Annotated in this window: 26 protein-coding genes and 1 pseudogene; 13 read left to right on the top strand and 14 right to left on the bottom strand. The window is 66.2% G+C overall.

The features are described from left to right. Positions 1–226 precede the first annotated feature (226 nt). Together OG405_RS18075 and OG405_RS18070 are read left to right on the top strand one after the other, a co-directional pair. Positions 227–949, top strand: coding sequence for a DUF3558 domain-containing protein (locus tag OG405_RS18075; protein ID WP_327147649.1), 723 nt, complete (start codon positions 227–229; stop codon positions 947–949). Positions 950–1,084: 135 nt separating this feature from the next. Continuing rightward, positions 1,085–1,912, top strand: coding sequence for a hypothetical protein (locus OG405_RS18070; protein ID WP_327147648.1), 828 nt, complete (start codon positions 1,085–1,087; stop codon positions 1,910–1,912). 194 nt (positions 1,913–2,106) lie between these two features. Here OG405_RS18070 and OG405_RS18065 read toward each other — a convergent pair whose 3' ends face one another. Next, the gene (locus OG405_RS18065) at positions 2,107–2,607 is read right to left on the bottom strand and encodes a DNA-directed RNA polymerase subunit beta (RefSeq protein ID WP_327147647.1); all 501 of its coding nucleotides are present in this window, start codon (positions 2,605–2,607) and stop codon (positions 2,107–2,109) included. Positions 2,608–2,802: 195 nt separating this feature from the next. Beyond that, complete coding sequence (locus OG405_RS18060; RefSeq protein WP_327147646.1) at positions 2,803–3,126, bottom strand: hypothetical protein; 324 nt, start codon at positions 3,124–3,126, stop codon at positions 2,803–2,805. 434 nt (positions 3,127–3,560) lie between these two features. Here OG405_RS18060 and OG405_RS18055 point away from each other — a divergent pair, with 434 nt between their 5' ends. The 4 genes from OG405_RS18055 (at position 3,561) to OG405_RS18040 (ending at position 7,409) form a co-directional block, all read left to right on the top strand. Continuing rightward, positions 3,561–4,886: a helix-turn-helix domain-containing protein gene (locus OG405_RS18055; protein ID WP_327147645.1), complete on the top strand. Its 1,326-nt coding sequence runs from the start codon at positions 3,561–3,563 to the stop codon at positions 4,884–4,886. 3 nt (positions 4,887–4,889) lie between these two features. After that, a complete protein-coding gene (locus tag OG405_RS18050) occupies positions 4,890–5,783 on the top strand; it encodes a phosphotransferase (RefSeq protein ID WP_327147644.1) in 894 nt (297 codons plus the stop codon). A gap of 219 nt (positions 5,784–6,002) precedes the next feature. Next, entirely contained in the window at positions 6,003–6,425 is a 423-nt protein-coding gene (locus OG405_RS18045; RefSeq protein ID WP_327147643.1) for a hypothetical protein, read from the top strand. 189 nt (positions 6,426–6,614) lie between these two features. Next, positions 6,615–7,409 (top strand): hypothetical protein, encoded by a 795-nt coding sequence (locus OG405_RS18040; RefSeq protein WP_327147642.1) that lies wholly within the window; start codon positions 6,615–6,617, stop codon positions 7,407–7,409. Positions 7,410–7,518: 109 nt separating this feature from the next. Here the strand turns inward: OG405_RS18040 and OG405_RS18035 are convergent. After that, a pseudogene (locus OG405_RS18035) lies at positions 7,519–8,194 on the bottom strand (Tn3 family transposase); the annotation flags it as partial. A gap of 416 nt (positions 8,195–8,610) precedes the next feature. On the opposite strand from OG405_RS18035, the gene OG405_RS18030 reads away from it, so the two are divergent. From OG405_RS18030 to OG405_RS18015, 4 genes are all read left to right on the top strand, one after another. Next, positions 8,611–9,645: a tyrosine-type recombinase/integrase gene (locus OG405_RS18030; RefSeq protein ID WP_327147641.1), complete on the top strand. Its 1,035-nt coding sequence runs from the start codon at positions 8,611–8,613 to the stop codon at positions 9,643–9,645. Positions 9,646–9,649: 4 nt separating this feature from the next. After that, entirely contained in the window at positions 9,650–9,988 is a 339-nt protein-coding gene (locus OG405_RS18025; RefSeq protein ID WP_327147640.1) for a helix-turn-helix domain-containing protein, read from the top strand. Beyond that, positions 9,985–11,523 carry a hypothetical protein gene (locus OG405_RS18020; protein WP_327147639.1) on the top strand — a complete coding sequence of 513 codons (1,539 nt, stop codon included), beginning with the start codon at positions 9,985–9,987 and terminating at the stop codon, positions 11,521–11,523. Before OG405_RS18025 ends, OG405_RS18020 begins: the two co-directional genes overlap by 4 nt. 84 nt (positions 11,524–11,607) lie before the next feature. Continuing rightward, positions 11,608–11,814 (top strand): hypothetical protein, encoded by a 207-nt coding sequence (locus OG405_RS18015; protein WP_327147638.1) that lies wholly within the window; start codon positions 11,608–11,610, stop codon positions 11,812–11,814. Positions 11,815–12,086: 272 nt separating this feature from the next. Here the strand turns inward: OG405_RS18015 and OG405_RS18010 are convergent, their stop codons facing one another. The 4 genes from OG405_RS18010 to OG405_RS17995 all read right to left on the bottom strand — a co-directional run bounded on the left by OG405_RS18010 (position 12,087) and on the right by OG405_RS17995 (position 15,546). Then, positions 12,087–13,148: an IS110 family transposase gene (locus OG405_RS18010; protein WP_327147637.1), complete on the bottom strand. Its 1,062-nt coding sequence runs from the start codon at positions 13,146–13,148 to the stop codon at positions 12,087–12,089. 719 nt (positions 13,149–13,867) lie between these two features. Then, the gene (locus tag OG405_RS18005; RefSeq protein WP_327147636.1) at positions 13,868–14,308 is read right to left on the bottom strand and encodes a PIN domain-containing protein; all 441 of its coding nucleotides are present in this window, start codon (positions 14,306–14,308) and stop codon (positions 13,868–13,870) included. Further along, on the bottom strand, positions 14,305–14,520 hold the full coding sequence (locus tag OG405_RS18000) for a type II toxin-antitoxin system VapB family antitoxin (RefSeq protein ID WP_327147635.1): 216 nt from the start codon (positions 14,518–14,520) through the stop codon (positions 14,305–14,307). Before OG405_RS18000 ends, OG405_RS18005 begins: the two co-directional genes overlap by 4 nt. A gap of 156 nt (positions 14,521–14,676) precedes the next feature. Beyond that, positions 14,677–15,546 carry a LysR family transcriptional regulator gene (locus OG405_RS17995; RefSeq protein ID WP_327147634.1) on the bottom strand — a complete coding sequence of 290 codons (870 nt, stop codon included), beginning with the start codon at positions 15,544–15,546 and terminating at the stop codon, positions 14,677–14,679. Positions 15,547–15,624: 78 nt separating this feature from the next. Between OG405_RS17995 and OG405_RS17990 the strand changes: the two genes are divergently transcribed. Genes OG405_RS17990 through OG405_RS17980 form a run of 3 tightly spaced genes read left to right on the top strand, consistent with a single transcriptional unit; the run spans position 15,625 to position 18,149 of the window. Further along, the gene (locus OG405_RS17990; RefSeq protein ID WP_327147633.1) at positions 15,625–16,578 is read left to right on the top strand and encodes an EamA family transporter; all 954 of its coding nucleotides are present in this window, start codon (positions 15,625–15,627) and stop codon (positions 16,576–16,578) included. Then, positions 16,575–17,207, top strand: coding sequence for an NAD(P)-dependent oxidoreductase (locus tag OG405_RS17985; protein WP_327147632.1), 633 nt, complete (start codon positions 16,575–16,577; stop codon positions 17,205–17,207). The genes OG405_RS17990 and OG405_RS17985 overlap by 4 nt, the downstream gene beginning before the upstream one ends. A gap of 18 nt (positions 17,208–17,225) precedes the next feature. Further along, entirely contained in the window at positions 17,226–18,149 is a 924-nt protein-coding gene (locus tag OG405_RS17980) for an SMP-30/gluconolactonase/LRE family protein (protein ID WP_327147631.1), read from the top strand. A gap of 1 nt (position 18,150) precedes the next feature. Here the strand turns inward: OG405_RS17980 and OG405_RS17975 are convergent, their stop codons facing one another. From OG405_RS17975 to OG405_RS17950, 7 genes are all read right to left on the bottom strand, one after another. Next, positions 18,151–19,224, bottom strand: a complete 1,074-nt coding sequence (locus OG405_RS17975) for a dTDP-glucose 4,6-dehydratase (protein WP_327147630.1) — start codon at positions 19,222–19,224, stop codon at positions 18,151–18,153. Between the two features lie 204 nt (positions 19,225–19,428). Then, positions 19,429–19,716, bottom strand: a complete 288-nt coding sequence (locus OG405_RS17970; RefSeq protein WP_327147629.1) for a putative quinol monooxygenase — start codon at positions 19,714–19,716, stop codon at positions 19,429–19,431. 237 nt (positions 19,717–19,953) lie between these two features. Further along, the gene (locus OG405_RS29275) at positions 19,954–20,160 is read right to left on the bottom strand and encodes a hypothetical protein (RefSeq protein ID WP_442790579.1); all 207 of its coding nucleotides are present in this window, start codon (positions 20,158–20,160) and stop codon (positions 19,954–19,956) included. Between the two features lie 74 nt (positions 20,161–20,234). After that, positions 20,235–21,332: a lipoyl synthase gene (gene lipA, locus OG405_RS17965; RefSeq protein ID WP_327147628.1), complete on the bottom strand. Its 1,098-nt coding sequence runs from the start codon at positions 21,330–21,332 to the stop codon at positions 20,235–20,237. Then, positions 21,329–22,108: a lipoyl(octanoyl) transferase LipB gene (gene lipB / locus OG405_RS17960; RefSeq protein WP_327147627.1), complete on the bottom strand. Its 780-nt coding sequence runs from the start codon at positions 22,106–22,108 to the stop codon at positions 21,329–21,331. Before lipB ends, lipA begins: the two co-directional genes overlap by 4 nt. Then, positions 22,105–22,629 (bottom strand): GNAT family N-acetyltransferase, encoded by a 525-nt coding sequence (locus OG405_RS17955; RefSeq protein ID WP_327147626.1) that lies wholly within the window; start codon positions 22,627–22,629, stop codon positions 22,105–22,107. Before OG405_RS17955 ends, lipB begins: the two co-directional genes overlap by 4 nt. Beyond that, positions 22,626–23,516, bottom strand: coding sequence for a TIGR01777 family oxidoreductase (locus tag OG405_RS17950; RefSeq protein WP_327152390.1), 891 nt, complete (start codon positions 23,514–23,516; stop codon positions 22,626–22,628). Before OG405_RS17950 ends, OG405_RS17955 begins: the two co-directional genes overlap by 4 nt. Position 23,517: the final 1 nt, after the last annotated feature.

Genomic DNA, 23,517 nt, shown 5'->3' with positions numbered 1-23,517 from the left:
GTTCGGATACCCGTAGCCGACTCGGCCGGTCGACGCCGACGTATGTGGTTCGAGACCAACGACCCCCCTCGGATCCAACTTCAATACGCTCTCGGACGATAACACTTGCGGCCGCGGCGGTGTCCCTCGGTCGTTGTACCCCGTACTACACTCCGGTGGACTCGCTGGTGGGAGTCGCCGGCCACTGTCGCCGATTCAGCCGGCCGGACAGTGGGGACGATGGTTCGTGGTACTGCGTAGGTGCTCATCCAGGGCGAACGGTCGGCGGCATTCCCTTGCCCGGTCGCGCTTTTCGTCTTCTGTTCCAGCCGCGGCCGTAGGTCTGGTGGCTGTAGTCGGCTTGGTTACCGGGTGCGCATCCTCCGAATCGGCGGAGCCGACGCCCGCCACGCCATCGAAGCCGGTGACATCCACTGCGGAATCCTCCGCCGCTCCCGCTCCCGCAGCCGAGGGCATCGGCGTATCCGTGCCCCCGGCCCCCGGGAATGCGGTGCCCGGCGAGGTCGCCTTCGATCCATGTTTCGAAGTCGATGACTCACTGATCGACCGGGTGGGTTTCGACCCCGGGAGCCGTCAGCGGCAGGCCGCCGAAATTACCGGCAGCTCCCTCTTGACGAAAATCGGCTGCAGTTTCCGTCGATACTCGACGGTCGACGGCGAAAAGATGCCGATCATGGCGCTCAACATCACCACGAGTACGGAGTCGGTCACCGAAATCGGCGGCGACAAGGACCACCAGATCCTCGATTCCGCGCCTATCAACGGCCGTCCTGCCGTCGTCTACCGAGTGGCGGCCACGACATTGCCGGCCTGCGATGCCGTTATCGAAGCGCCCGACGGGACGTTCGGTGTCACGTTGACGGCAGCTCCCGGGGCGGCCGGCGCTCCGGACCCCTGCGGTGAGACCCGCGAAGTCGCCACTGTATTGGCGAGCGCGCTCGACAAGTGAGACTGCGGCCGCGCATGTCGCAACGCGAGGGCTTGTTGCCTGCGGGTCCGAGGCGCAGCTGCGCGACAGGCGCGGGTCGTGGCGAAACCTGGCACTCATTCCGTGGAGTCGCCTCGACGGGTATCGTGGCGCGGCGTGGCTCATTTCTCGGTTCTGGTCATCGGCGACGTCGAGGAACAGCTGGACACATTCGCGCCGAATCCCTTGATCGACCTGCCCGAGGAACCAGACCGGTGGCCGTTGAAATCCTGGCGCAAGGAGTACGAACAAGCCTTGGCCCACCTCGAGGAGAACCCCTCGGATGAGGTTGATGATCTGAACGACGTGGCCGTCGTGCTCACCTACTGGCTCGAGGAGAATGTCGAGAGGGTCGGGCCGGACGAGTACATCATCGAGCAGGAAACCAACCCCGATGCGCAGTTCGACTACTACAGCACGGGCGGCCGGTTCGCGGGTGTGCTTCTGCGCCACGACGGCGAGTGGGTGAGCTACGCGCTCAAACACGAGGTCGACTTCGAAGGGATGCGGCGGCACGCGCGGGAGCAGGCCGAGATCGCCTTCACCGATTTCATGGCGGCCGTAAACGGGCTGGAACGACCCCTTCCCTGGAGCGACTGGCTGATGCAGCGCAAGGGCAGCTCCGGATGGGACATGATGCTGCGCGAGGAGTACCTCGAGATCCCCTGGGTGGCCGCAGCCTCGCCTTTCGACACATCCGTGCTCGACGTACAAAAGGTATTCTGCCTGGCCGACCCCGACCCGAAGGCCGCCTATGTTGAGCAACAGGTCCGCTCTGCCGGGGTGAGCGAAGTGCTGGTCGTCGACAAGACATGGCACTCTCGCGAAGACCTGGGCGACAGCGTGTGGAACAAGACCTCGCAGCGCTGGGCCACCACGTTTTGGGGACTGCTCGACCCTGTCTCGGGTGACGAGCAGCTCACGATGGTCGACTGCCACGCATGAACCTCGCGCAACGATAGCCCTGCGGGCCCGGTGCCGGGCGGCTCGGGTGCATTCGCGTCTTCGTTGGAATTCCGGCAGTCCGAGCTCCGTCGACCAGGACCCGGCTCATCAGGTCGACGTGCTGCGCCGGTCCGGTGTCGGGCGAGGAAGCTCGCCTCGACAGAGTCCGGTTGTTTCCGAGACCCGTCGGATTATCAGGTGTGCCCGGTGGGGGTGCGTAGCCAACCGCCGCGGGCGGCGCAGGCTCGGACAGAGTCGGTTACGAGGCGGCCGGAGGGTCGGAAGGGGCAGCGTGGGGGTTGGATCCAGCAGCGGAAGAGTTCACCGCGGTCGGTGGGGGAGGGGAGGGAGATGGTGGCGCCGGTGCGGACGACCGAGACGTTGAGGTGGAACATCTCGGCGAACAGGGCGGTGTCGTCGGGCAGATCGGGCCGGATGAGGAAACTCCATCGGCTGGAACGAATGTGGGCGATGACGGGTCCCGCGCCGGTGCCGGCGTCGTGGTGGCGGGACCGTTGCAAATCGTTTTTGACGGCGAAGCCGAGGGACGAGGGCATCATGAGGGCCCAGATATGTCCGGCGGTCATGACGATGCGGCCGAGCTCGGGTGGGTCGATGCGGGCGGGTAGGTCACAGACGCGGCGGTAGTAGTGGCAGCGAGTGCGCGGGGTATCGCCGAACGAAATGGGTTCCATAGCAGGACCTTCGGGTGATGGTTGGTGGGGCGCCCATCCGGTGTGCTGCCGGGCGTTGTGGGCGGAGTGTGGTCGCTTGCGGTCTGCTGCCCGGCGGGCAGGCTGTTTGTCGCTATTCCCGGTGTTCGGGCAGCGTGATCGCGAGTACCAGCACGATCAGTGGCAGGCCGATGGCGACGAACAAACCCAGCGTGGTCATTGCTGCCTCTTTGTAGGCGTGGTGAGCGTCGATCCCAGCGGATACTCCTGTGTGCCGGTGATCAGGTCGCCTGCCGCGGTGACCACCCGCCACGGTGTAGCGGATTCGAGTGTGCCGATGTGGGGGATCACTACCGCGTCGGCGAGGTGTTCGAGGGCGTGCTGGACGGCAATGAGTGCGGCCAGTACGGCGGGAGCATCGGTGTGCACGGTGTAGACGATTCGCAGTTCGTGCTTCTGCACCAGTGTTTCGAGCGTCATCGGGTCATGGCCGCTGTGCAGCAGGGCAACTGCCCGCCTCGGATTGTCTTGATTCGTCACTGTGTAGCCCCTCCTGAAGTTGATGTGAGGCACCCGTGACCGACAGACGCTGGAGTTCACTCGGACCCCGCCGCAGTTCTGATCGGGGGTCGCCGAGTGGCTTCTGCTCGTCCGCTGATATCAGCCTGTCGGATGCCCGCATTCAGCGTCGCGGCGATAGGCATCTCCTCCAATCTCCGTGCGGGATATCCCCGTTGGGGATGGCTCGTTCGCATCGAGCCGGTCGCGTCCGTTCCGATGGTCGGTACTGGGCGTTACGGTGAGGGAGATACCCCTGGCCCAGTCGAAAGCGTCGATTCATGAGAGAACGACAGCAGTGCCGCTCCTGCGGGAATGGAGTCGCGATCGAGACTGCCGCAGGCTTGTGCGCCAGATGTGCGCGAGCGGCGGGTTTCCGCCGTCCCTTGCCCGTTGGCTTCTTCACCAGCCGCGCGATGCGGACAGCATTGTCCGAGCATGACTTCGGCGCCGTATTCGGTGCGATCCGCGACTGCACCGGTCTGTCGCAAACCCAACTTGCTGCACTGGTCGGGCTGAGCCAAGCTCGGGTCTCCGAGGTGGAAGCTGGCGCGCGGCGGTTGACCGGCGCCAAACTGGCCGCCCGTATATCGTCGGTCTTCGCTGTTCCCGCGCAACTGCTCGGCTTCCATGTGGACAACGCCGACCCGGCGGTCGGTAGCCTGGCCTCCGAGGAGATGGACTGGGTGAACCGCAGGGACTTCGTCACCCTGGCAACCGCCGCCGCCCTCGGGTCACGTCTGCATCCGGAACTCGAACGGCTGGCCCACGTCCTACCCGGTCGGCTGAATTCCGTCACCAGACCCCGCATCGGCGACGCCGATATCGACGCGATCGAAGCCATCAGCGACGGCTTCCGCCGGTGGGACCTGGCTCACGGCGGTGGGTTGTGCCGCAGTGCCGCACTCAGCCAGCTACATCAGATCGCCGCACTCGACGAGGGGGTATGCAGTCCGAATGTCCGGGCTCGGCTTCAGCTCGCCACCGCTGAACTGGCGAGTATGGCCGGCTGGCTCGCCTACGACATCGAAGACCACAACGCCGCTCGTCGACTGTGGACCTACGCCCTCCACACCGCCCAATGCGCCGACGGAAACCTGCGCTCCACCGACCTCATGGTCATCATCCTGCTCGATATGGCCCACCAGGCGCTGCACCTACGGCAACCGAAAGACGCATTCGCCTTCTGCCGGTTGGCCGCCGCGACTTCTACAGGTCGCCGTCACCCGGTATCGCACATCACCGCCGGGTACATCCACACGGTGACCGCGTGGTGCTGGGCCACGCTCAGCGAACCCGAACCGACTCGGAGGGCGCTGGCCGATTCGCAAACCGGGTACGCGGCTGCGAGCGCAGATACGATTCCGCCCTGGGCGTGGATCGTCACCGAGGCGGAGATTGCCGCTCAACAGGGGCACGCACTGTATTTGCTGTCGCTGACACACCCGGAATTCGCCGAGCCCGCCGCTGCCCGACTGACGGCTGCAGCCGATGGGCATCCGGCCGAGCACGAGCGCAGCCGTGCCGTGGTGCTGCCGACCTTGGCCGTCGCCCATTTTCGAGCCGGCGACATCGACTCAGCGGTGCGGATCGGTCAAGATGCCGTTACCGCAGTCACGGCACTCTCCTCACAACGCTGCTACGCCCGTCTACGAGACCTGGATACCGTTGCCGCCCGCCATCGATCCGCCTCGGGAGTGCTGGAACTGCGCGCCGACATCGCTGCGGCCTCGGCAGTGTGAACGATGACGGAAGACAGCGCGCTACCTGGCCGCTTCGAACTCGAAAGAGCCTGCCATGCCTATGGGCTGAATCCCAGCACAGCGCAACTCCTGCATCGGAGATCGAACGCCGTATGGCGGGTCGACGATGCGATCGTCCGCCTTGCCCCCGACACCCCCCTGCGCCGCACTCGTGCCGCCACGAGCATCGCGGTCACCCGATGGCTGGCATCCACGGCGGCAGAGCCCATCGCATTGAACCCGCTGCCCGGTGAACAGCCGGTGCCGACCGGCAGCGCGGTGGCGACATTCTGGCCATACCGGCCCTCGGCTACCCGGTCGGCTGCCGACGATGTCGCGAACCTGGTTCGCCTTCTCCACGAAAAACCTGCGCCACCGTTCGGGATCCCGGAGTATCGCCCTTTGCGACGACTGCTCGAGGCACTCGAGGTCGACGCCGCGCGAACGCAGCCGGCATTGCACAGTCAGGACCGCGACTGGCTCGACAGCCGAGCCAACGATCTGATCGCAGCGTTCGAGACGACCCGCTTCCCGTTGGGACACGGCCTGGTTCACGCCGACGCTCACCAGGAGAACGTTGTGCTGGACAACGGCCGCTGGGTTCTCATCGACTGGGACAACGCATGCTACGGCCCACGCGAACTCGACCTGGTCGGCACTCTGCCCGACCACTTCCACCCGCCCCACACCGACCGCGCAGCGTTCGTCCACGCATACGGCTACGACCTGCTCGAATGGCCAGACTGGACACTGCTGCGAGACATCACCGAGTACCACTCGCTCGGTTCCTACATCCGAATCGCCGCTGACACACCTCGCGCCGCACACGAACTACGCCGCCGGGTGGAATCTCTGCGCGCCGGCAATCGTGATGTCGTCTGGGAATCGGTCAGCTGAGCCGACGTGGACAGTGGCGCTACGTCGATATGGAGAGCGCCGATCATGCGCACTGATCGGAGCCAACTCGGTATCAGGGGTTCCGGTAGTAATCGCGCGGAAAACAACGACAATGACTTGACCAGCGGTTATTTCGGCTAGGACGTGTCGCGAAGTGGCACCGTGGGCGCGCTACTGGACCGCTGTGTACGCCAGGTCTTCGGATGACACGCTGAGATCGTGAAAACCTCGCACGACTGGAACGCGATAAACGACGCAGTACGGGCGGCGGAGTCTCGGTGTGACTGGGGCGCAGCGATCTCCGTAGTCAGCGCTGCTGCCAAGTGCTACAGCGCTGACGCCGACATGCACAATGCGCATCTGTGGCACATGGATCTACTCGCGAAAGCTGGACGGATCGATGAGTTGGCCACGTTGGCTGAGACCGACGTCCACGCACGGCGCAGGCTGGACCGGTTCCTGTACGAGAACGGATGCGATGGTGATCTGCGGCAGCGAGCCCAGCGCGGGGACAAGGCGGCGCTGTACTATCTCGTGAGGCTGCTTCGTCGGCGAGGCGAACAAACCGCCGCTCAGCAGGTGGTGGACGAGATCGATCCGGCTGATCAATACGCTCTCGAACTGGCGACACGGGACGACTGATCGTGAGGGTACGACGACACCCATATCGGTCCACTCGGACGCAAGCGCACCAGCGTGTTGGCCCATTTCGGGCGACCGAAAGCGCCGGCCGAATGGCAGGGCGGATGCAAAGTGTCAGGCGCGGGAAGTGCTTACTGTAGACGTGAGATGGGCGATCTACGGCGACCAGTTGGCTCCGCTGGGATTTCCATGGTCGAGAGGAACGGTATTGGTGCGATGGGTTTCTACGACTGCAGTTGCATGATCACCGGCGTCAGTCTGCACGACGACGCCACCCTGGTCGTGCTACGACGTATCGGCCAGAACTACCTGCCGATCACGCTGGGCATCACAGGCACCTACGACCGACTCGGCGGCATCGACGGCGTCCACGAGGACTTCAACACCGAGTTTGTTCTGCGCTACTTCTTCGACCGGTATCGCGACGGCAGGTTCTTCGCCAAAGACCAGACCGGCACATTCGACGGCGACTCACTCACCTCTGACAGTCACATCGAGGACCTGTTGCAGCTCATCGAGCGCACGCACGTCGCAATCGCCGACGAGATCCATGATGAGGGCATCTATTCCGCATCGACCGTGCTGGACGGCGACAGGGTCGTCTTCGCGTTGATCGCGCAGCCCGTCTGGGATGCCATCGCTGATGCTGCCTGCGAACCGGATCGGCCAGTGGATCGCCAATTCGAGCGACTGTTCGGCCCGGCATCGACAGCCGCGGAAATCTATGAAGGTCGGCTGCCTGAACTGGTCACTGCTCTCAATCAGCTGGCCGCGGTCAACGACTTTGTCGAAGCTCACGGGCTGCGCTGGGCTCCCGCACCCGAACCGTCGCAGCGGTACCCGACCGATTACGGCTGCCAACACGGCGACGAGATCAAGGAATTCCTCGACCGAGCAAAACACGACTACCAGGATGAGCCGGTTATCCTGACCGGCCTGGCCCGCTACGAACAACAGCTGATCGACTGGGACCTACTCAACTGATGCGACGGCGCCGCCGACACCGAGTCTCGGTCATCATTGACCGTGATGAGACCGATCATCCTCCTGAGCCATAGCCGAGAGCGAGACTCGCCTGTCCTCCCTGGAGCGATCAGAACAGGGCGTCGCGTACACGTGGCGGCCGGTACCCGGTTGGGCCGAGCTGGGCGAGTTCGGCGTCGATGTCGACTTCGATGGCGCCGAAGAAGTTGATGTTCTCGCTGTGCGCCGGGCTGTTGTGGGCGAGCACGTCATCGTCGATGCGGCGTCCCGCGCGGCGAATCTGCTCGACGGCGAGGCGTAATCTCCTGTGGTCCAGGAGATCACCGCGTTCGTCGCTAGGGTCAGGCACCACGCTTGTTCGGTTCGGGCTTCCAGGTGCCGGCCCGGAACGCTCCTTCGTGGGCGTAGATGAGGTCGCGTTTGAGGGCGTGGATCGACTCGCCCTTGTTGAGTTGACGGGAGATCTTGCGCCGATAGTCCGGATCCGACAGGTAACGGGCTGCGTAGATGGTCCGTCGCATCGCGCCGTACGCCTTCAGTGCCGCGGCCAGAGCGTTCTGGCGGGTCGACGCGGACAGCTTTCCGACCAGCAGTGACGCGGTGGCATGCCCGAACTTCAGCGATCCGGCCAACCTGAGCAGGTCGTCGTAGTCCTCACCCAAGGCCTGGGTCAGATCAGGGGTCGGCGAAGCCTCGGCGGACCTCGAGGTGATCCGCGGGTCCGCGGGCGATCGCAGTGATCGCGTCGTGCGCAAGAAACGGGCCCTGCCACAAAGCCTGACGCGCGACAAGCCAAGCCGAGACCAACCGAGCCCATCCGCAGCCCGAGCCGCTACAGGATATCTTCGCTGGTCAAGCCATTGTCGTTGTTTTCCGCGCGATTACTACTTCCGCCGCCAATTGCATCGGCTGCGAACTGGCGACTGTGTGCGCATCAACCGGTTCGAGGCGGCAAATACGGCCTCCATCAGCGGGATTCGGCACGGCTGCACCGCCGAGGATAGACCCACCAGTAGAGGCGAAGCGGTCAGGTCGGCGCAACTACCTGCGGATTCCACGTCGACTCGCATAGGATGCGACTTTCTCGCATCTGATGCGACCGATGGAGGTGACCGGTTTGGCGGGTTTCGGCGGTTCGGTGCCGGGTGGTGCGCGGCTGCACCTCGTCGACGGTGTGTCGTTGCTACGTCCGGAGGAGTAGGTGTTCGAGGCGATGCTGGCGGGGTTCGCCAACCAGCAGCTGGCCCGGAACCTGGCCAGAACGACCGTGGAGGGCCGGGAGAACACGGTGAAGGCGTTCACCGCCTACGTCAACGCCTTCCCGTGGCAGTGGGCCCCGGCGATGGTCGACGAATGGCTCGGTGACCTGCGGTCGCTGCGTGATCTGAAGAGGTCGACGATCCGGTCCTACTCCGAGGCGATCCGGTCGTTCTGTAACTTCATCACCGATCCGCTCTACGAGTGGCCGGAGACCTGCGAAGAACGGTTCGGCACCCACCCGATCCAGATCGTGCACGAGTGGAACACCGCGGTCCACGCCCAGGGCACCGAATCCGACCCGAAGAAGCGGGCGTTCACCAAAGCCGAGCTGCACGCGTTCTTCGAGCACGCCGACAACCAAGTCGCGCGTATCCGCGCGTTCGGCCGCAAGGGCTGGCTGCCCGCGTTCCGGGACGCGACCTTGTTCAAGACCGCGTACTCGTTCGGGTTGCGGCGCAACGAGATCCGGATGCTCGACGCGGCCGACTTCGGCGTCAACCCACACGCACGCGAGTTCGGCCAGTTCGGTCGCTGCCAGGTCCGCTACGGCAAAGCGAAGAAGGGTTCACCACCGAAACGCCGGGGCGTGCTGACGGTCTGGGACTGGACCCCCGAAGTGCTCGAAGAATGGTTCACCGAGATCCGTCCGTTGTTCGGTGTCGACGGCAACCCTGCGGCCTGGCCGTCCGAGCGCGGACTGCGGATCGGCTGCCAGCGGCTGAACTCCCGTTTCGGAGCCTACCGGGACGCACTCGGCCTGGACACTGGCCTGGACCTGCACAGTCTGCGGCGCTCATATGTCACGCATCTGATCGAAGACGGCTGGGATCCTCGGTTCGTGCAGGAACAAGTCGGCCACGAGCACGCGTCCACGACCTCGATCTACACCTGCGTGTCGTCGGATTTCCGTACCCGCACCCTGCGCCGACAACTCGACGCCACCATCGCCGCCGCCTTGGACTCCCGGAAGGGATGAACGCATGAAACGAACCGTCGGTTACACCTGGCGCCTGCGTGAGCTGATGGCCACACGCGGCAAGTTCAACGCCACCGAACTGGCCCCGTTGCTGCACGAGCGCGGCATCAACCTGTCCGCCTCCCAAGTTCACCGCCTGGTCTCGGGAACACCGGAACGGCTTTCCCTGCAAGTACTTTCGGCGCTCTGCGACATTCTCGGCTGCACCCCGGCCGACCTGGTCGCCACCTCCGCCGAGAACGCCGGGGTCAGCCGCACCGCCACCGACGACCTGGCCGGCCCGGTCCCGGCCAACGTCGCCAAGCTTCGGCCACGCGCCGCCCGGATCCTGCCGGACCTGTGAGCCCGTCCTATCGGACCACCGAGCAGTATGAGCGCTGGCACAAAGCGCACTGCGCTCGCTGCGGCCGGTTCGGCTGCTTCGCCGCGACCTGGCCCGGTGGGAAGGTCTGCCGCACCTGCCACGACCGGGCGCTGAGAGTCTGCGGACGTTGCCCCGGCTGCGGCGACAACCGGCCACTGCCGGGACTGCGCCCGGTCGATCACGCACCGATCTGCGCTGACTGCGCCGGATTCGCGGTCTCCTACCACTGTTCGCGCTGCGGGCACGAAGGCAAACTTCACGGTCGACGCCTCTGCACGCGGTGCACCTTCGCCGACGAACTCGCCGATCTGCTCAGTGACGACACCGGCCGGGTCCGAACCGAACTCGCCCCGCTCGCCGCGCAGCTGCTGACAATGAGCTCGCCGCTGTCCGGGCTGTGTTGGCTCAAACACCGCAAGTGCCGCGACCGCGCGCCCGCGGATTTGCTGGCCGAACTCGGCCGCGGCGAGATCGCGTTGACCCACGAGGCATTCCACGCCCTTTCGCCCTGGCGCGCGGCCGCGCACCTCGAAGAACTGTTGATGACCTGCGGCATCCTGCCCCAGGTCGACAAACAGATCTGCGCGTTCGAACGCTGGACGATCAGGCATCTGGCCGCCGTCACCGATCCGGAGCATGCCCGCTTGATCAAGCGGTTCGGCGCCTGGGACGTTGCGCCCCGGCTGCGGGCACGAGCCGAACGCAATCCACTCACCGTCAGCAGCCGGCGGGGCTTCAGCTCCCAGATCACCCAGGCGACACAGTTCCTCGGCTGGCTCGCCGAACACGACCTCGAGCTGGCCGACTGCGGACAGGCCGACATCGACGCCTGGCATGTCGAACACAATGTCCACGCCCGCACCTCAATCCGCGGGTTTCTGCACTGGTGCATCGCCAACAAGCTCACCCGCCGATTCCGCCTTCCCACCGTCGTGATCGGCCCGGCAACACCGATGCCACAACAGCAGAGGATCGACCTGCTCGGCCGACTGCTTACCGAGCCCGACCAACCACTGAGGTCCCGCGTCGCGGCGGCGATCGTGCTGCTCTATGCCCAGCCCGTCAGCCGCATCGTCCGGCTCACTCTCGACGACGTGATCGTCGACAGCGGCACCGTTCGACTGCGGCTCGGTGACCCACCGTCACCGGTCCCCGGCCCAGTCGCCGAGCTGCTGCTGTCCTGGATCGACCAGCGCACCAACATGAATACCGCCACCAACCGCGAAGCCCGCTGGTTGTTCCCGGGCCGCCGCGCCGGACAACCCATGCACCCCGGAACACTCGGGGCATCGATCAAAGCCCTCGGCATTCCCAGCACCGCTGGCCGCGTCGGCGCACTGCACCAGCATGTCCTCGAACTACCCGCACCAGTCGTCGCCGACGCCCTCGGCTACCACCACAAGACAACTACCCGGGCCGCTGCCCACGCCTCGACCGACTGGTCCCGCTACGCCTCCGGCCCACGGCTTCGGTCACCCGCTAGCTGGCAACCGTCGACAACCCGCGACGATTAATATGCGATTTCACCCGTCCGTGACCCCGTTTGGCACCGATAACGGAGACATCGAACAGTGCGGATGCTCGGTAATCTGACGGCCATGCGTTACGAAGTCCATCGGACCCGGGTGCCAGGAAGCCTTCCCTGCCGGGTGATCGCAAAACTGCAGCCACTGACATGGCGTGTGATCGTCGGTGAGGGCGTCGGACAGCTCGATGGGGGCGTCCATCAGGACTGGTTGGATGACGAACTGCCGTTCGAATTCCGCAGACCGAATGCGGTTTTCTTCGCCATCGGCCCCTACTGAGCCGGAGTCGTGCGGGCCGATCTGGACCGACTGCACCGCTTTCGCCACCGACTACCGGTGCTCGCGCCGCGGGCAAGAGGACGAGCTTCGTGCACGCCGTCTCTGCACTCGCTGCCCGTCCGGTCGTCGCCGACGCTCTCGACTACCACCCACGTCACCACAACCAAGCTCGCGACCGAAATCGCGGACACCCGGAGCCGCCACATCACCGCACCCCGGTTCCGGTCCCTCGAGGGTTGGACCATCGACAACCCGCGATACCTCTGTATCTGTCAAGCTGCGTCGGCGTGGTGGCTTGATTCGTTTGGTGCGGTGCGGCGTTCGTCTCGAGTCATCGTTCGCCAGCACAGATCGGCCAAGCGGCGCTTGAGACAGCGCTTCGCTTCCTTCGGGGTCTTTCCTTCGGCGATCTTCTTGTCGTAGTAGGCGCGGCCGGCGGTGCTGCGCATCCGGATCTGGATCATCGCGACTGTGTGCAACGCGGAATTGAGTTCTCTGTCGCCGTAGCGGGACAGGCGATGGCGGGTCGAATCGGCACTGGCGATCTCGACAGGTGCGGTGCCGGTGTAGCTCGCGAAAGCGGCAGCCGTCGGAAATCTGCTGACTCGTCCAGTGCGTCCGATAATGCGGGCAGCCAGCACTGGCCCGACGCCGGGTATTTCGCGCAGCGTGGTGCCGTGCTGATCGAGAAGCTCGCTCATCGCTGCGGCGTTCTCGGTCAGCTGGGTGTCGTAGCGTTTGATATCGGCGACGAGGTCCTTGGCCAGCGTTTTTCGGACTCGGTCGGTGCCGCTGATCGGGCGCAGACCACGTAGGGCGGTTGTGGCCTTGGCGGCGGTGAGATCCGTGGGGACCCCGCCTGGCAGCATTTCGCGCAGCAACGCGTGCAATTGGTTGACTGATCGAGTTCTGTTCTCGGACAGGGTCTTGCGTCGCTCATCGAGCAGAGCGAGGGAGTCGGCGTGCGTTTCGCCGTATACCGGACGGGCATCACCCTGCATTGCCGCGACGCTGGCTGCCGCCGCGGCATCGATGCGGTCGTTCTTGCGGCGGCCACCGCGGGAGAGCTGCCGCACTCGCGCGGTCGCGGAAGGCGCTACATCCACCACTGCCTCGTCGGCGGCGACCAGCCACTGCGCCAAGTGGTGGCCGAGGCCTTCGGCGTTCTCCACAGCCCAAGTGCGTTCGGGCCATTGCCGTGCCCAGACCAGCAGCTGGCGGTAGCCGGCATGGCTGGCGTCGACGCGGATCGATCCCTGATCAGAATTCGTCGCTGGATCCAGCGCGGTCGCGGTGTGGGTGGACTTGTGCGGATCGACGCCGATCAGCATCATCAGGTGCGGTTTCCTCGCCTCGTCGGGTGGGGTGATCCACGGCCGACAGGTCGACTTCCAGAACCCTTCGCAGCAAGTAGTCGTCACACCTCTGTCGAGTCAGACCGTGAACGGAGACCAGGCGGTGGACATATCGCGAGCAAGTCAGCCACACCGGCGACAGACAGTTGACGAGTCACCCCGCCCGGTCACCTGCGGGACGTTACGGGGTCGCGAACCCCGACCACGAACCGCTGCGTACAGATAAGTCGACAGTTGAATACGCGATCTCACCAGTCCGGAACCCCTATCAACGGCGCCTGATTCGAACTGGCTCGGCTGATGACCCAGGCCTGGTGAGAGACTGGATATCGGAGTCACCGCGCGGCTATGAGTCCGGTGACGGCGCCGCGCCCCCGTCAAGCGCTATGCCGGCTTGATGCTTGTTCAGGCGGCGGCGTCCGTCGTGGGGGTCGTCGAGATCGAACTGCCTCACCGTGGTCGTGAACAACTCGGCCACCCAGCTGTGCCTGCATCTGTGGGTGCTATGCAACCCCGCCGCGCGGGACTCCAGAGCGCGGTGCGGCACCACCAGCGACAGCCGGAGATCCTGCTGCGCCCTGCCCCGATCCGGCCACGGCACATCGCACGGCGTTTTCGCGGACCCGACTATCTCGTGGAGATCGCCGCATCCGGGCAGCCGGCTCGGCAGCAGCTGCAGTACGGTTCGGGCGGTGAGTTCACGACACCGAGCCGCGGGGAGCGATCCAACGCTGCCGTAGACCGGGGTATGCGGCGGATATCAGTTCGAAGTGTTTGTCGTAGTGCAGGATGGTGGCGCCGTAATGCACCGCGGTGGCCGCAATGAGAATATCGGTGGCCTGGGCGGACCGCCCTTGGCCCGCTGCCCACAGTTGCTGTCGGATGGAGCGGACTATCGGGTCGATGGCGGGGTCCATCGGCAGGTAGCGGAACGCCTCGGTGTAGATGTGCAGGATCTTGTGGAGCTCGTCGGGGTTGCGGGCGCTGAATGCCGCTTCGTCGGTGGTGACGGCGCAGGAGCAGATCACCGCGGCCGCGGCGTTGAGCCGGTCGAATGCCTCGCGTACCGGAACGTGGCGCTGGATGCGGGCGACAGCACTGTGGTCGACCAGGTACAGGGCGCGAACTGTCGAGGTCACTGTGGTGGCTGCTGGTTGCTTTCTGCGGCGACTTCTTCCTCGGATAGGAATGGTTCGTGATCGGCGAACCACGCGATAGCGTCATGCTGCTGCTGCTGGCGGACGAGCAGTCGCAGGGCGGTGCGCACGGTCTCCGTCTTCGTCGCTCCGCCGGTGATCTGTCTGGCCTGCTCCATCAGTTCGTCCGGAATATCGATCAATGTTTTGGTCATCGCACTCCAATCGGATATATAAATTTCGTCGCCAGTATATCTCAGTCGGCGGGTGGTGTCCGGGACCATCGTCGCGTCTGGCGGGCAGGGCGCCAACTGTGTCTCGCTCCGGCTATCAACTGCCGCTATATCGCCGGGCCTTGCGTCCGGGCGAGTTCATGGGATGTCCAGAATGGTGAGGAAGGCCGCGGCCGCCGGGGTGTGGGTGGTGTGGCTCCAGACGAGGTATTCGACCCGGGCCGGTGCGTCGGAGATTTCGACCGTCACTACTCCGGTGAGCTGTGGGACGTACGCGGAGGGGAGCATGGCGACGCCGAGATCCTGTTCGACCAGCCGGGCGATGTAGTCCGCGGAGGACACCTCGAAGGCGACGTCGCGGTCGAGGCCGGCGGCGGTGAAGGCCAGGTCCGATTGGGCGCGGCCGGCCGTCCCGGCCGGTAGGTCCACGAACGTCTCGGTCGAGAGCCGCGACAGGTCGACCGATGTCTCGTGGGCGAGCGGGTGCTCGGTAGCGACGACGGCGACCAACCGGTCGCGGGCCAGTTCGCGGCCGGCCACCCCGTGCGGCTGTGTGGTCGTGGGCAGCCCCAGGAACGCCACGTCCAGCACACCTTCCTGGACCTGGGCGGAGAGTTCGTCGCTGGCACCTACCCGCAGGCTGATGCGTACATGCGGGTAGCGGGCCCGGAACTCGCGGAGTGCCTCGGGTAGGTCGACGGCGGTGACCGAGGGGATCAGCCCGACCGCGAGCCGGCCGCGGACCTCGCCGACGGCTGCCGCGGCCGCCGCGGCCGCGCGTTCGGCTGCGTCGAGGCATTGGCGGGCGGCCGGGAGAAATGCTTCCCCGGCGGGGGTCAACCGGACTCTTCGGCTGGTGCGTTCGAACAGTTTCGCGCCGAGTTCTTTTTCCAGGCGGGCGATCTGGTGGCTGAGCGCGGACTGGACGACCAGGCAGCGCTGAGCGGCCCGGGTGAAATTGTTCGTCTCGGCGACTGCCAGCACGTAGCGCAGTTGTTGGAGCTCCATGGATCAATCTTGTATCACGATCGATGGAGTGACAAACATGTGTTGGACTCATTGATCGTCAGGGATGAGACTTCCACTGTGAAAAGTTCAGTCGTACACAGGGTTTTCGACGGGACCGGTGGACCCCGTGGAGGCGATCTGTCGCGCGCCGCGCTCACCGCGTTCGCGCCGATCGCCTGGGGCACGACCTATATCGTCACCACCGAACTCCTCCCACCCGGACATCCGCTGTTCGCGGGCCTGCTGCGGGCGCTACCGGCCGGGCTGATCGCCCTCGCGATCACCCGGACGCTGCCGCGCGGAGCCTGGTGGGGCAAGGCCGCCGTCCTCGGGATACTCAATATCGGCCTGCTGTTCCCGTTGCTGTTCATCGCGGCCGAGCGACTGCCCGGTGGTGTCGCCGGCACCCTCGCGGCCGCGCAACCGCTGGTCGTCGCGGTGCTGGCGGTGGCCGTTCTGCACGAGAGTCCCTCGGCGTGGCGGATGGCCTGGGGTGCGATCGGACTGGTGGGTGTCGGTCTGGTGGTACTCGGACCGGCCGCGGGTCTCGACGCGGTCGGAGTCGCCGCCGGTCTGGGCGGCGCCGCCTCGATGGCACTCGGTCTGACACTCACCAAACGCTGGGGACGGCCCACCGGGGTGACGCCGACCGCCTTCGCCGGCTGGCAGCTCACCGCGGGCGGGGTGTTCCTGCTTCCGCTCACGATCTTCGCGGAGGGGGCGCCCCCGCCGATCGATCTGCCGGCCGCCCTCGGATATCTGTGGCTCGGCCTGTTCGGCGGACTGGTCGCGTATGTCCTGTGGTTCCGCGGCGTCACCACCCTCCCGGTGAACTCCGTCGCGATCCTCACTCTCTTCTCGCCGCTGGTGGCCGCCGGGCTCGGCGCCGTCCTCCTCGGCCAGACTCTCGGCCCGATCCAGCTCGTGGGATTCGGCCTCTCGCTGGCCGCGATCGTCGCGGGCCAGCTTCCCGTGCCGACTCGTCGGCCCGGTACGTTCCTCGCTCTCGCATCGAAGGAGAAATCGCGATGAAGATCGCTGTCGTGGGTGCCGCCGGTATGGTCGGCTCCCGGGTCGTCGCCGAAGCCGCCCGTCGTGGACACGACCCGGTGGCCGTCATCCGGAACGGGCGTCCGGTCGCACTGCCGCCCGGAGTGGTCACCGTCCGGGGCGACGCGAACGACCGCTCCCGCATGGGCGAACTGTTCGTCGGCGCGGATGCTGTCGTGGTCGCGACCCGGCCGGTGCCCGGGCAGGAGCACGGGGTGGCCGCGACCACGCGCGCACTGCTCGACGCGGCGGCCGCGAGCGGTATCCGCGTCCTCGTCGTGGGCGGGGCCGCGCCCCTGCGGAACCCGGCGCATCCCGACAGGCTCGTCCTCGACAGCCCCGAGTACGTCCCCGAGCCGATCCGGACCATCGCGGGCGCCAGTGTCGCGCAATTGGATGCCTGCCGCGACCATCCGGCCGACTGGGTCTACCTGAGTCCCCCCGCCCTGCTCGAACCCGGAACCCGTACGGGAACCTACCGTCGTGGCACCACCACGCTCCTGGTCGATGCTGCCGGAAACTCCCGTATCTCGGCCGAGGATCTCGCTGTCGCGATTCTGGACGAGCTCGAGAATTCCGGTGGCGTAGAGCATTTCACGGTCGGCTACTAGGGCACCGGGGGTTCGGCGATGCGGCGCGCTCTCGAAATCGGGATCTCCCTCGCGATGCTCGGGGCGGCACTCGTTGTGCCCGGGTGCGCGGAACGGCAGTTCTTCGCCGCCACGATCGAACTACCCGCCGGGTTCGCGCCGGAAGGTATCGCGATCGGATCCGAGCCGGTCGCGTACCTCGGTTCGCGGCTCGACGGGACCATCTACCGGGTGGATCTGCGGACCGGCCACGGTTCGGTCCTGAGTCCGGGTCCGGGTACACCGGCACTCGGACTCGCGCTCGATCCGCACGGCCGGCTGTTCGTCGCCGGGGGTACCGGGGGAGACGCCCGCGTCGTCGACACCGGGACGGGTGAAGTGCTGGCGCGCTACCGGCTCGGATCGGCGAACACGTTCGTCAACGATGTGGTGCTCACACCCGCGGGTGCGTGGTTCACCGATTCGTATACGCCCGTGCTGTACCACCTGCCGCTCGATCCTTCGGGTGTGTTGCCACCGCCCGATCGGGTGGTGCGACTGCCGCTGAGCGGCGATATCGAGTTCGTGGCGGCGGCGATCAACGCCAACGGTATCGTCGGCACGCCGGACGGTGCCGGGCTGATTCTCGTGCAGTCGGCGACGGGGCGGCTCTACCGCGTCGACCCGGTCACCGGTGCGGCGAAATCGATCGACCTCGGCACCGAGTCGGTGCCCTACGGTGACGGAATGCTGTGGCACGACGGCAGATTGCTGGTGGTGCAGAACCGGCTCGGTGCTGTCGCGGAGGTGGAGCTCGACGATACGGGCGCGCGGGGCACGATCGGACGACGCCTACGCGACGCCCGCTTCGACGTCCCGACGACGGTGGCTGCTTTCGAGGAGCGTCTCTACCTGCCCAACGCCCGGTTCACCACACCCCCGGCACCGGGCACCACCTACGACGTCGTCGCGATCGGCGGGTGACTCATCGAGCCGGGCCCACGGCGGACGGTCCGACTCTGCTCCAGTCGAACCCGAGCTCACCCCGGACCGAGATGATCTGCTGCCACCAGCAATGGTTCTCGACATACCAGCCGACCGTCTCCGCGATACCCTCCGCGAAGTCGCGGGTGGGCCGCCACCCCAGTTCGGCTTCGATCTTGATCGGTTCGATCAGGTACCGGCGGTCGTGGTTCGGGCGATCCGGGATGTGCTCGATCCATTCGCCCGGATCACGATCCAGCGCCGTGCAGATAGATCGCGCGATCTCCAGATTGGTCACTTCGCACCGTGCCGAGATGTCGAAGATCGGCAGCAGGCCCGGATCGGTTCCCGCCGCTGCCGGAATCGGATCCAGCTCCGCGTGCAGGACCCGGTGCACAGCGTCGCAGTGGTCGGTCACGTGCAGCCAATCCCGGGACTGCGCGCCGTCCCCGTACACGGGTATCTTGCGGCCGCGCAGCAGATTCGTGACGGCCAGCGGAATCAGCTTCTCGGGCATCTGGAAAGGCCCGTAGTTGTTGGCGCAGTGAGTCATCCGGATGTTCATGTCGGGATAGGTCGACATATAGGCGCGAACCATCTGATCACCGGCCGCCTTCGCCGCACTGTAGGGGGTCTTCGCGTTCAACGGGCTGCGCTCGGTGAAATACGGTCGATCGTCGGCGAGTTCGCCGTACACCTCGATGGTCGAGACGTGCAGATGCGACCGCACCGGAAACAGTCTGCTGCATTCCGCCATCACCTGTGCGCCGAGCGCGTTGCTGCGCATGAACGCGCTCGGGTCCAGGATCGCGCGGTCATTGTGTGATTCGGCGGCGAAGTTCACCACATAGTCGGGCCGATGGCGCCGGTAGATCGCCGCCATCGCCTCCTGATCGGCGATATCGGCGTTCTCGAACACCAGAAGATCGGATACCGATGCCAGATTGGCGATATTCCCGGCGAACCCGAGATAGTCGACGGCCACGACTCGGGCGTCGGGCTCCCGCGCCAGCAAGTGGTGCACGTAGTTCGCCCCGATGAAACCTGCGGCACCGGTGACGAGGTAGACAGACATGGGGTCCGATCCTAGAGGGCGGAGCCGGGATCGGCGGGGTCGTCCGCGGCCCCGCCCGACGGCTCCGATCGCACTCGAGCGCGGATCTGCGCCAGGGACAGCACGAGGGTGGTAGCGGCGTGACGACAGCCGGCAGTTCAAGGCGCTGATGTCGGCGTCGCAGATCCCCGCGCTACTACAGCGCCTCGAGCTCCAGCCGGGCGATCAGGTCAGCGAACGGATTTCCGCGATCTCGTACTCGGCCACCGACGCGCCGCGAATCGCCGTACTCTGCTCCGCGCCGGTACCCGCGCCGCGAAACGCCTCCACCGATTCCCGGTCGGCCCAGCGCTCGAAGATATTGATGCGCGCGGGATCGGTGAGATCGGCGCTCAACGCGAAATCCAGGCAGCCGGGAGCCGAGCGGGCCTGATCGACCACGCCGAGGCAGCCGGCGAGGTAGGTGGCGCGAGCCGGCGGGTCGACGATGAGATGTCCGGCGACGATCAGCATGGTGGTCTCCCTCGGAATCCGGTGGTGTCACCACTATGACGTGTCGGCACGAGCCGCTGTCACTCCGCGCACCGCAAAGGTCCGCGGACTACACCCATGGGTCGATTACGCGCACTCCCGCGGCCTCGAAGGGGGCGGTATCCCGGGTGGCGACGGTCATGTTCACCGACTCTGCCGTGGCCGCGATCAGGCCGTCGGCTGTGGAGATCGCCCTTCCGGCTGCGCGGGCCGACGCCATTACCTCGGCGAAAGCGCTGAGGCCGTCAGATCGAAGGCGAGCACCCGGCCCGTGAACAACGGCAGGACACGAGTTTCGACCCTGGTTTTCAGGATGTCTCGGCGGCGTCCCGGAGGCATAGCGGCAATCCCGAAGCGCAGTTCGGCCACGGTGACGGCCGACAGATAGAGCGTGTGGAGGGGTTGCGCGTCGATCCACTCGACCACTCCGGCCTCGGGCGCCTTGCGCAGTGGTTCGGAGATGACATTCGTGTCGAGGACGATCGTCCGAACTCCGCGGCTCAGGCCCGGGACCCGAACCGTTCCAGGACGGCGCTGGCCTCCTGGGAGGCGGTGCCCTCGGTGGCGAGATGCGCCATGGTCTCGGGAATCGGACGGCCGTGGTGTTCCATGGCCTGGGCGTACAGGCGCCCGGCGCGGTAGGAGGAACGGACCAGCGGGCCCGCCATCACTCCGGCGAAACCGATATCCTCGGCGACCTTCGAATGTTCCACGAACTCTTCGGGTTTGACCCAGCGGTCCACCGGATGGTGGCGCGGCGAGGGGCGCAGATACTGGGTGATGGTGAGGATATCGCAGCCCGCCTCGTGCAGATCGCGCATGGCCTGGGTGACCTCCTCAGGGGTCTCACCCATACCGAGGATCAGATTGGATTTGGTGACCAGGCCGTCGGCGCGGGCCGCGGTGAGGACTTCGAGCGAGCGTTCGTAGCGGAAAGCGGGACGGATCCGTTTGAAGACCCGGGGCACGGTCTCCAGATTGTGGGCCAATACCTCGGGGCGGGAGGAGAAGACCTCGGCGAGCTGATCCGGTTTCGCATTGAAGTCGGGGATGAGCAGTTCGACGCCGGTATTCGGGTTGAGATTCTTGATGGCGCGCACGGTTTCGGCGTAGAGCCAGGCGCCGCCGTCCGCCAGATCGTCGCGAGCGACACCGGTGATGGTGGAGTAACGCAGGCCCATGGCCTGCACGCTCTCGGCGACGCGGCGCGGTTCGTCCCGGTCCAGCGGGGAAGGCTTACCGGTATCGATCTGGCAGAAATCGCAGCGCCGGGTGCACTGTTCGCCGCCGATCAGGAAGGTGGCCTCGCGGTCCTCCCAGCATTCGAAGATGTTCGGGCAGCCCGCTTCCTCACAGACCGTGTGCAGACCCTCGCGCTTCACCAGACCCTTGAGTTCGGTGTACTCCGGGCCCATGGTGGCGCGGGTCTTGATCCAGCCGGGTTTGCGTTCGATCGGGGTCTCGGCGTTGCGGGCCTCGATCCGCAGCAGTTTGCGGCCGGCGGGGGCTTGGGCGGAGGTCATGCTGCGACCATCGCGCATGAGCGAGGGCCCTTCGTGGTTACGCTTCGCTGCCGTCTCCGGGCCTGACTCGCTCATGCTGTGGCGCCTTTCGGATCGCGTGCCGCGGTGGCGGCGGCGTGGTCCGCGTCGGCCGGGGTGGCGGCCCGCGGAATATCGTGCTCGGTGACCGGGATCTCGCCGTTGAGCGCGGCCGGAACGGATTCGGCGATACGTGGCGTGACCTCGGCGACGGTGACCTCGCGGCCGAGCTCCTGGCTCAGGCTGGTCGAACCGACATCACGGATACCGCAGGGAACGATGGCGCCGAACGCGCCGAGGTCGGGGTCGCAGTTCAACGAGATGCCGTGCAGGGTGACCCCGCGTTGCACCCGGATCCCGATCGAGGCGATCTTGCGTTCCGGCAGCAGACCGGCGGCGGGCAGCCAGACACCGGAACGACCCGGGACCCGGCCGCATTCGACGCCCAGATCGGTGACCGTCCGGATCAGCGCCTGCTCGAGCCGCCGGACGTAGTCGACCACGTCGAGGGGTTCGGCGAGCCGGATGATGGGATAGCCGACCAGCTGGCCCGGACCGTGCCAGGTGATCTTGCCGCCCCGGTCCACATCGATCACGGGGCTGCCGTCGGCCGGCCGGTCGGCCTCCTCGGTACGGCGGCCCGCGGTGTAGACGGAGGGGTGTTCCAGGAGCAGCAGGGTGTCGGCGCCGGCGCCGTCCGCGCGCCGGGCGGCGATCTCACGTTGCAGATCCCACGCCTGCTGGTAGTCGATGAGACCCAGTTCTCGCACGTCGACGGGGGTGCTGTCGTAGCGAGCCGACCGGGTTGCGGTGCGGGTGTTGTTCACATTCATGACGTTACGCTCACCTCCACAGTGAGCTGCATCAGCGTCAGATCCATCCAGCGGCCGAACTTGCGCCCCACTTCCGGTAGTACGCCTACCGTGCGGAAGCCGAACCGTTCGTGCAGGGCGATCGAACCGGTGTTGCTCGATTCGACGGCCGCGATCATGGCGTGGATATCACCGGCTTTCTCGGCGCGGGCGACCAACTCGGCCAGCAGGGCCGCGCCGATACCGCGCCGCTGGAATCGGTCGGCGATATAGACGGAGTTCTCCACGGTATGGCGATAGCCGGACTTGGGCCGCCACGGCCCGTAACTGGCGTATCCGGCCAGTTCCCCACCCACTTCGGCGACCACCACGGGCCGGTTGTGCTCGGTGCGGTTTCGGAACCAGGCGATTCGCTCGTCGAGTCCCACGGGTTCGTCGTCCCAGATGGCCGTGGTCTCGGCGATGGCGCGGTTGTGGATCTCCAGGATCGCGGGCAGATCGCAGGTCCGGGCGTCCCGGACCGCTGTCGTGGAATCGGTCATCGCCCCACCGCGGCCGACAGCGCCGCGCCGACGGTGGCGTGACGGAACTCGTACCCTGTCTCCTCGAGCACCCGTGGCAGGGCGCGGGGACTGTGCAGGATCGCTTCGTCGGCGAACTCGCCGATCACCAGGCGCAGGCCGATACCCGGGACGAACATCGGTGTCGGCCGGTGCAGTGCCTTCCCGAGCGCACGGGTGAACGCGGCATTGGTGACCGGGGCGGGGCCCACGGCATTGAGCGGGCCCCGCACCGATTCGTCGGTGAGGGCGTGCCGGATCGCCCCGATCTCGTCGTCGAGGGAAATCCACGGTTGATACTGACGGCCGCTGCCCAACCGGCCGCCGAGACCCAACAGGAAGAGGGTCTTCAGTTGTGGTAGCAGTCCGCCGGACGCGGTCAGCACCACAGCGCTGCGCAGTAGTACCGTGCGGGTCCCGGCCTCGGTCGCGGCATGGGTCGCCGCCTCCCAGTCGAGACACAGCGTGGGCAGGAAACCGGTGCCCACGGGCCCGCTCTCGTCGACCGCGCGATCGCCGGTATCACCGTAGTAGTGGACTCCACTGGCATTGACCAGTGTCGGTACCCCGGCCCGGGCCACCGCTGTCGCGAGGACATCGGTGGGCGTGATCCGACTGTCCCGGAGCAACTGTTTGTACGCGCCGGTCCAGCGTTTGTCACCGATACCGGCCCCGCACAGGTTCACCACCGCGTCGACCCCGTCGAGGATCCTGGGGTCGAGTTCGGCGTGTGCGGGATCCCAGCGACGTTCGTCCGGCGCGGCGGCCGGTCGCCGGACCAGCCGGATCACCTGTTCCCCGTCACGGCGCAACGCCGCGACGAGCGCAGTTCCGATCAGTCCGGACGAACCGGCCACCACAACCGACATC

The organism is Nocardia sp. NBC_01329 (assembly GCF_035956715.1).
In the GTDB taxonomy this organism is placed as follows: Bacteria; Actinomycetota; Actinomycetes; order Mycobacteriales; family Mycobacteriaceae; genus Nocardia.
This window is presented reverse-complemented; position numbering and strand designations above follow the sequence as displayed.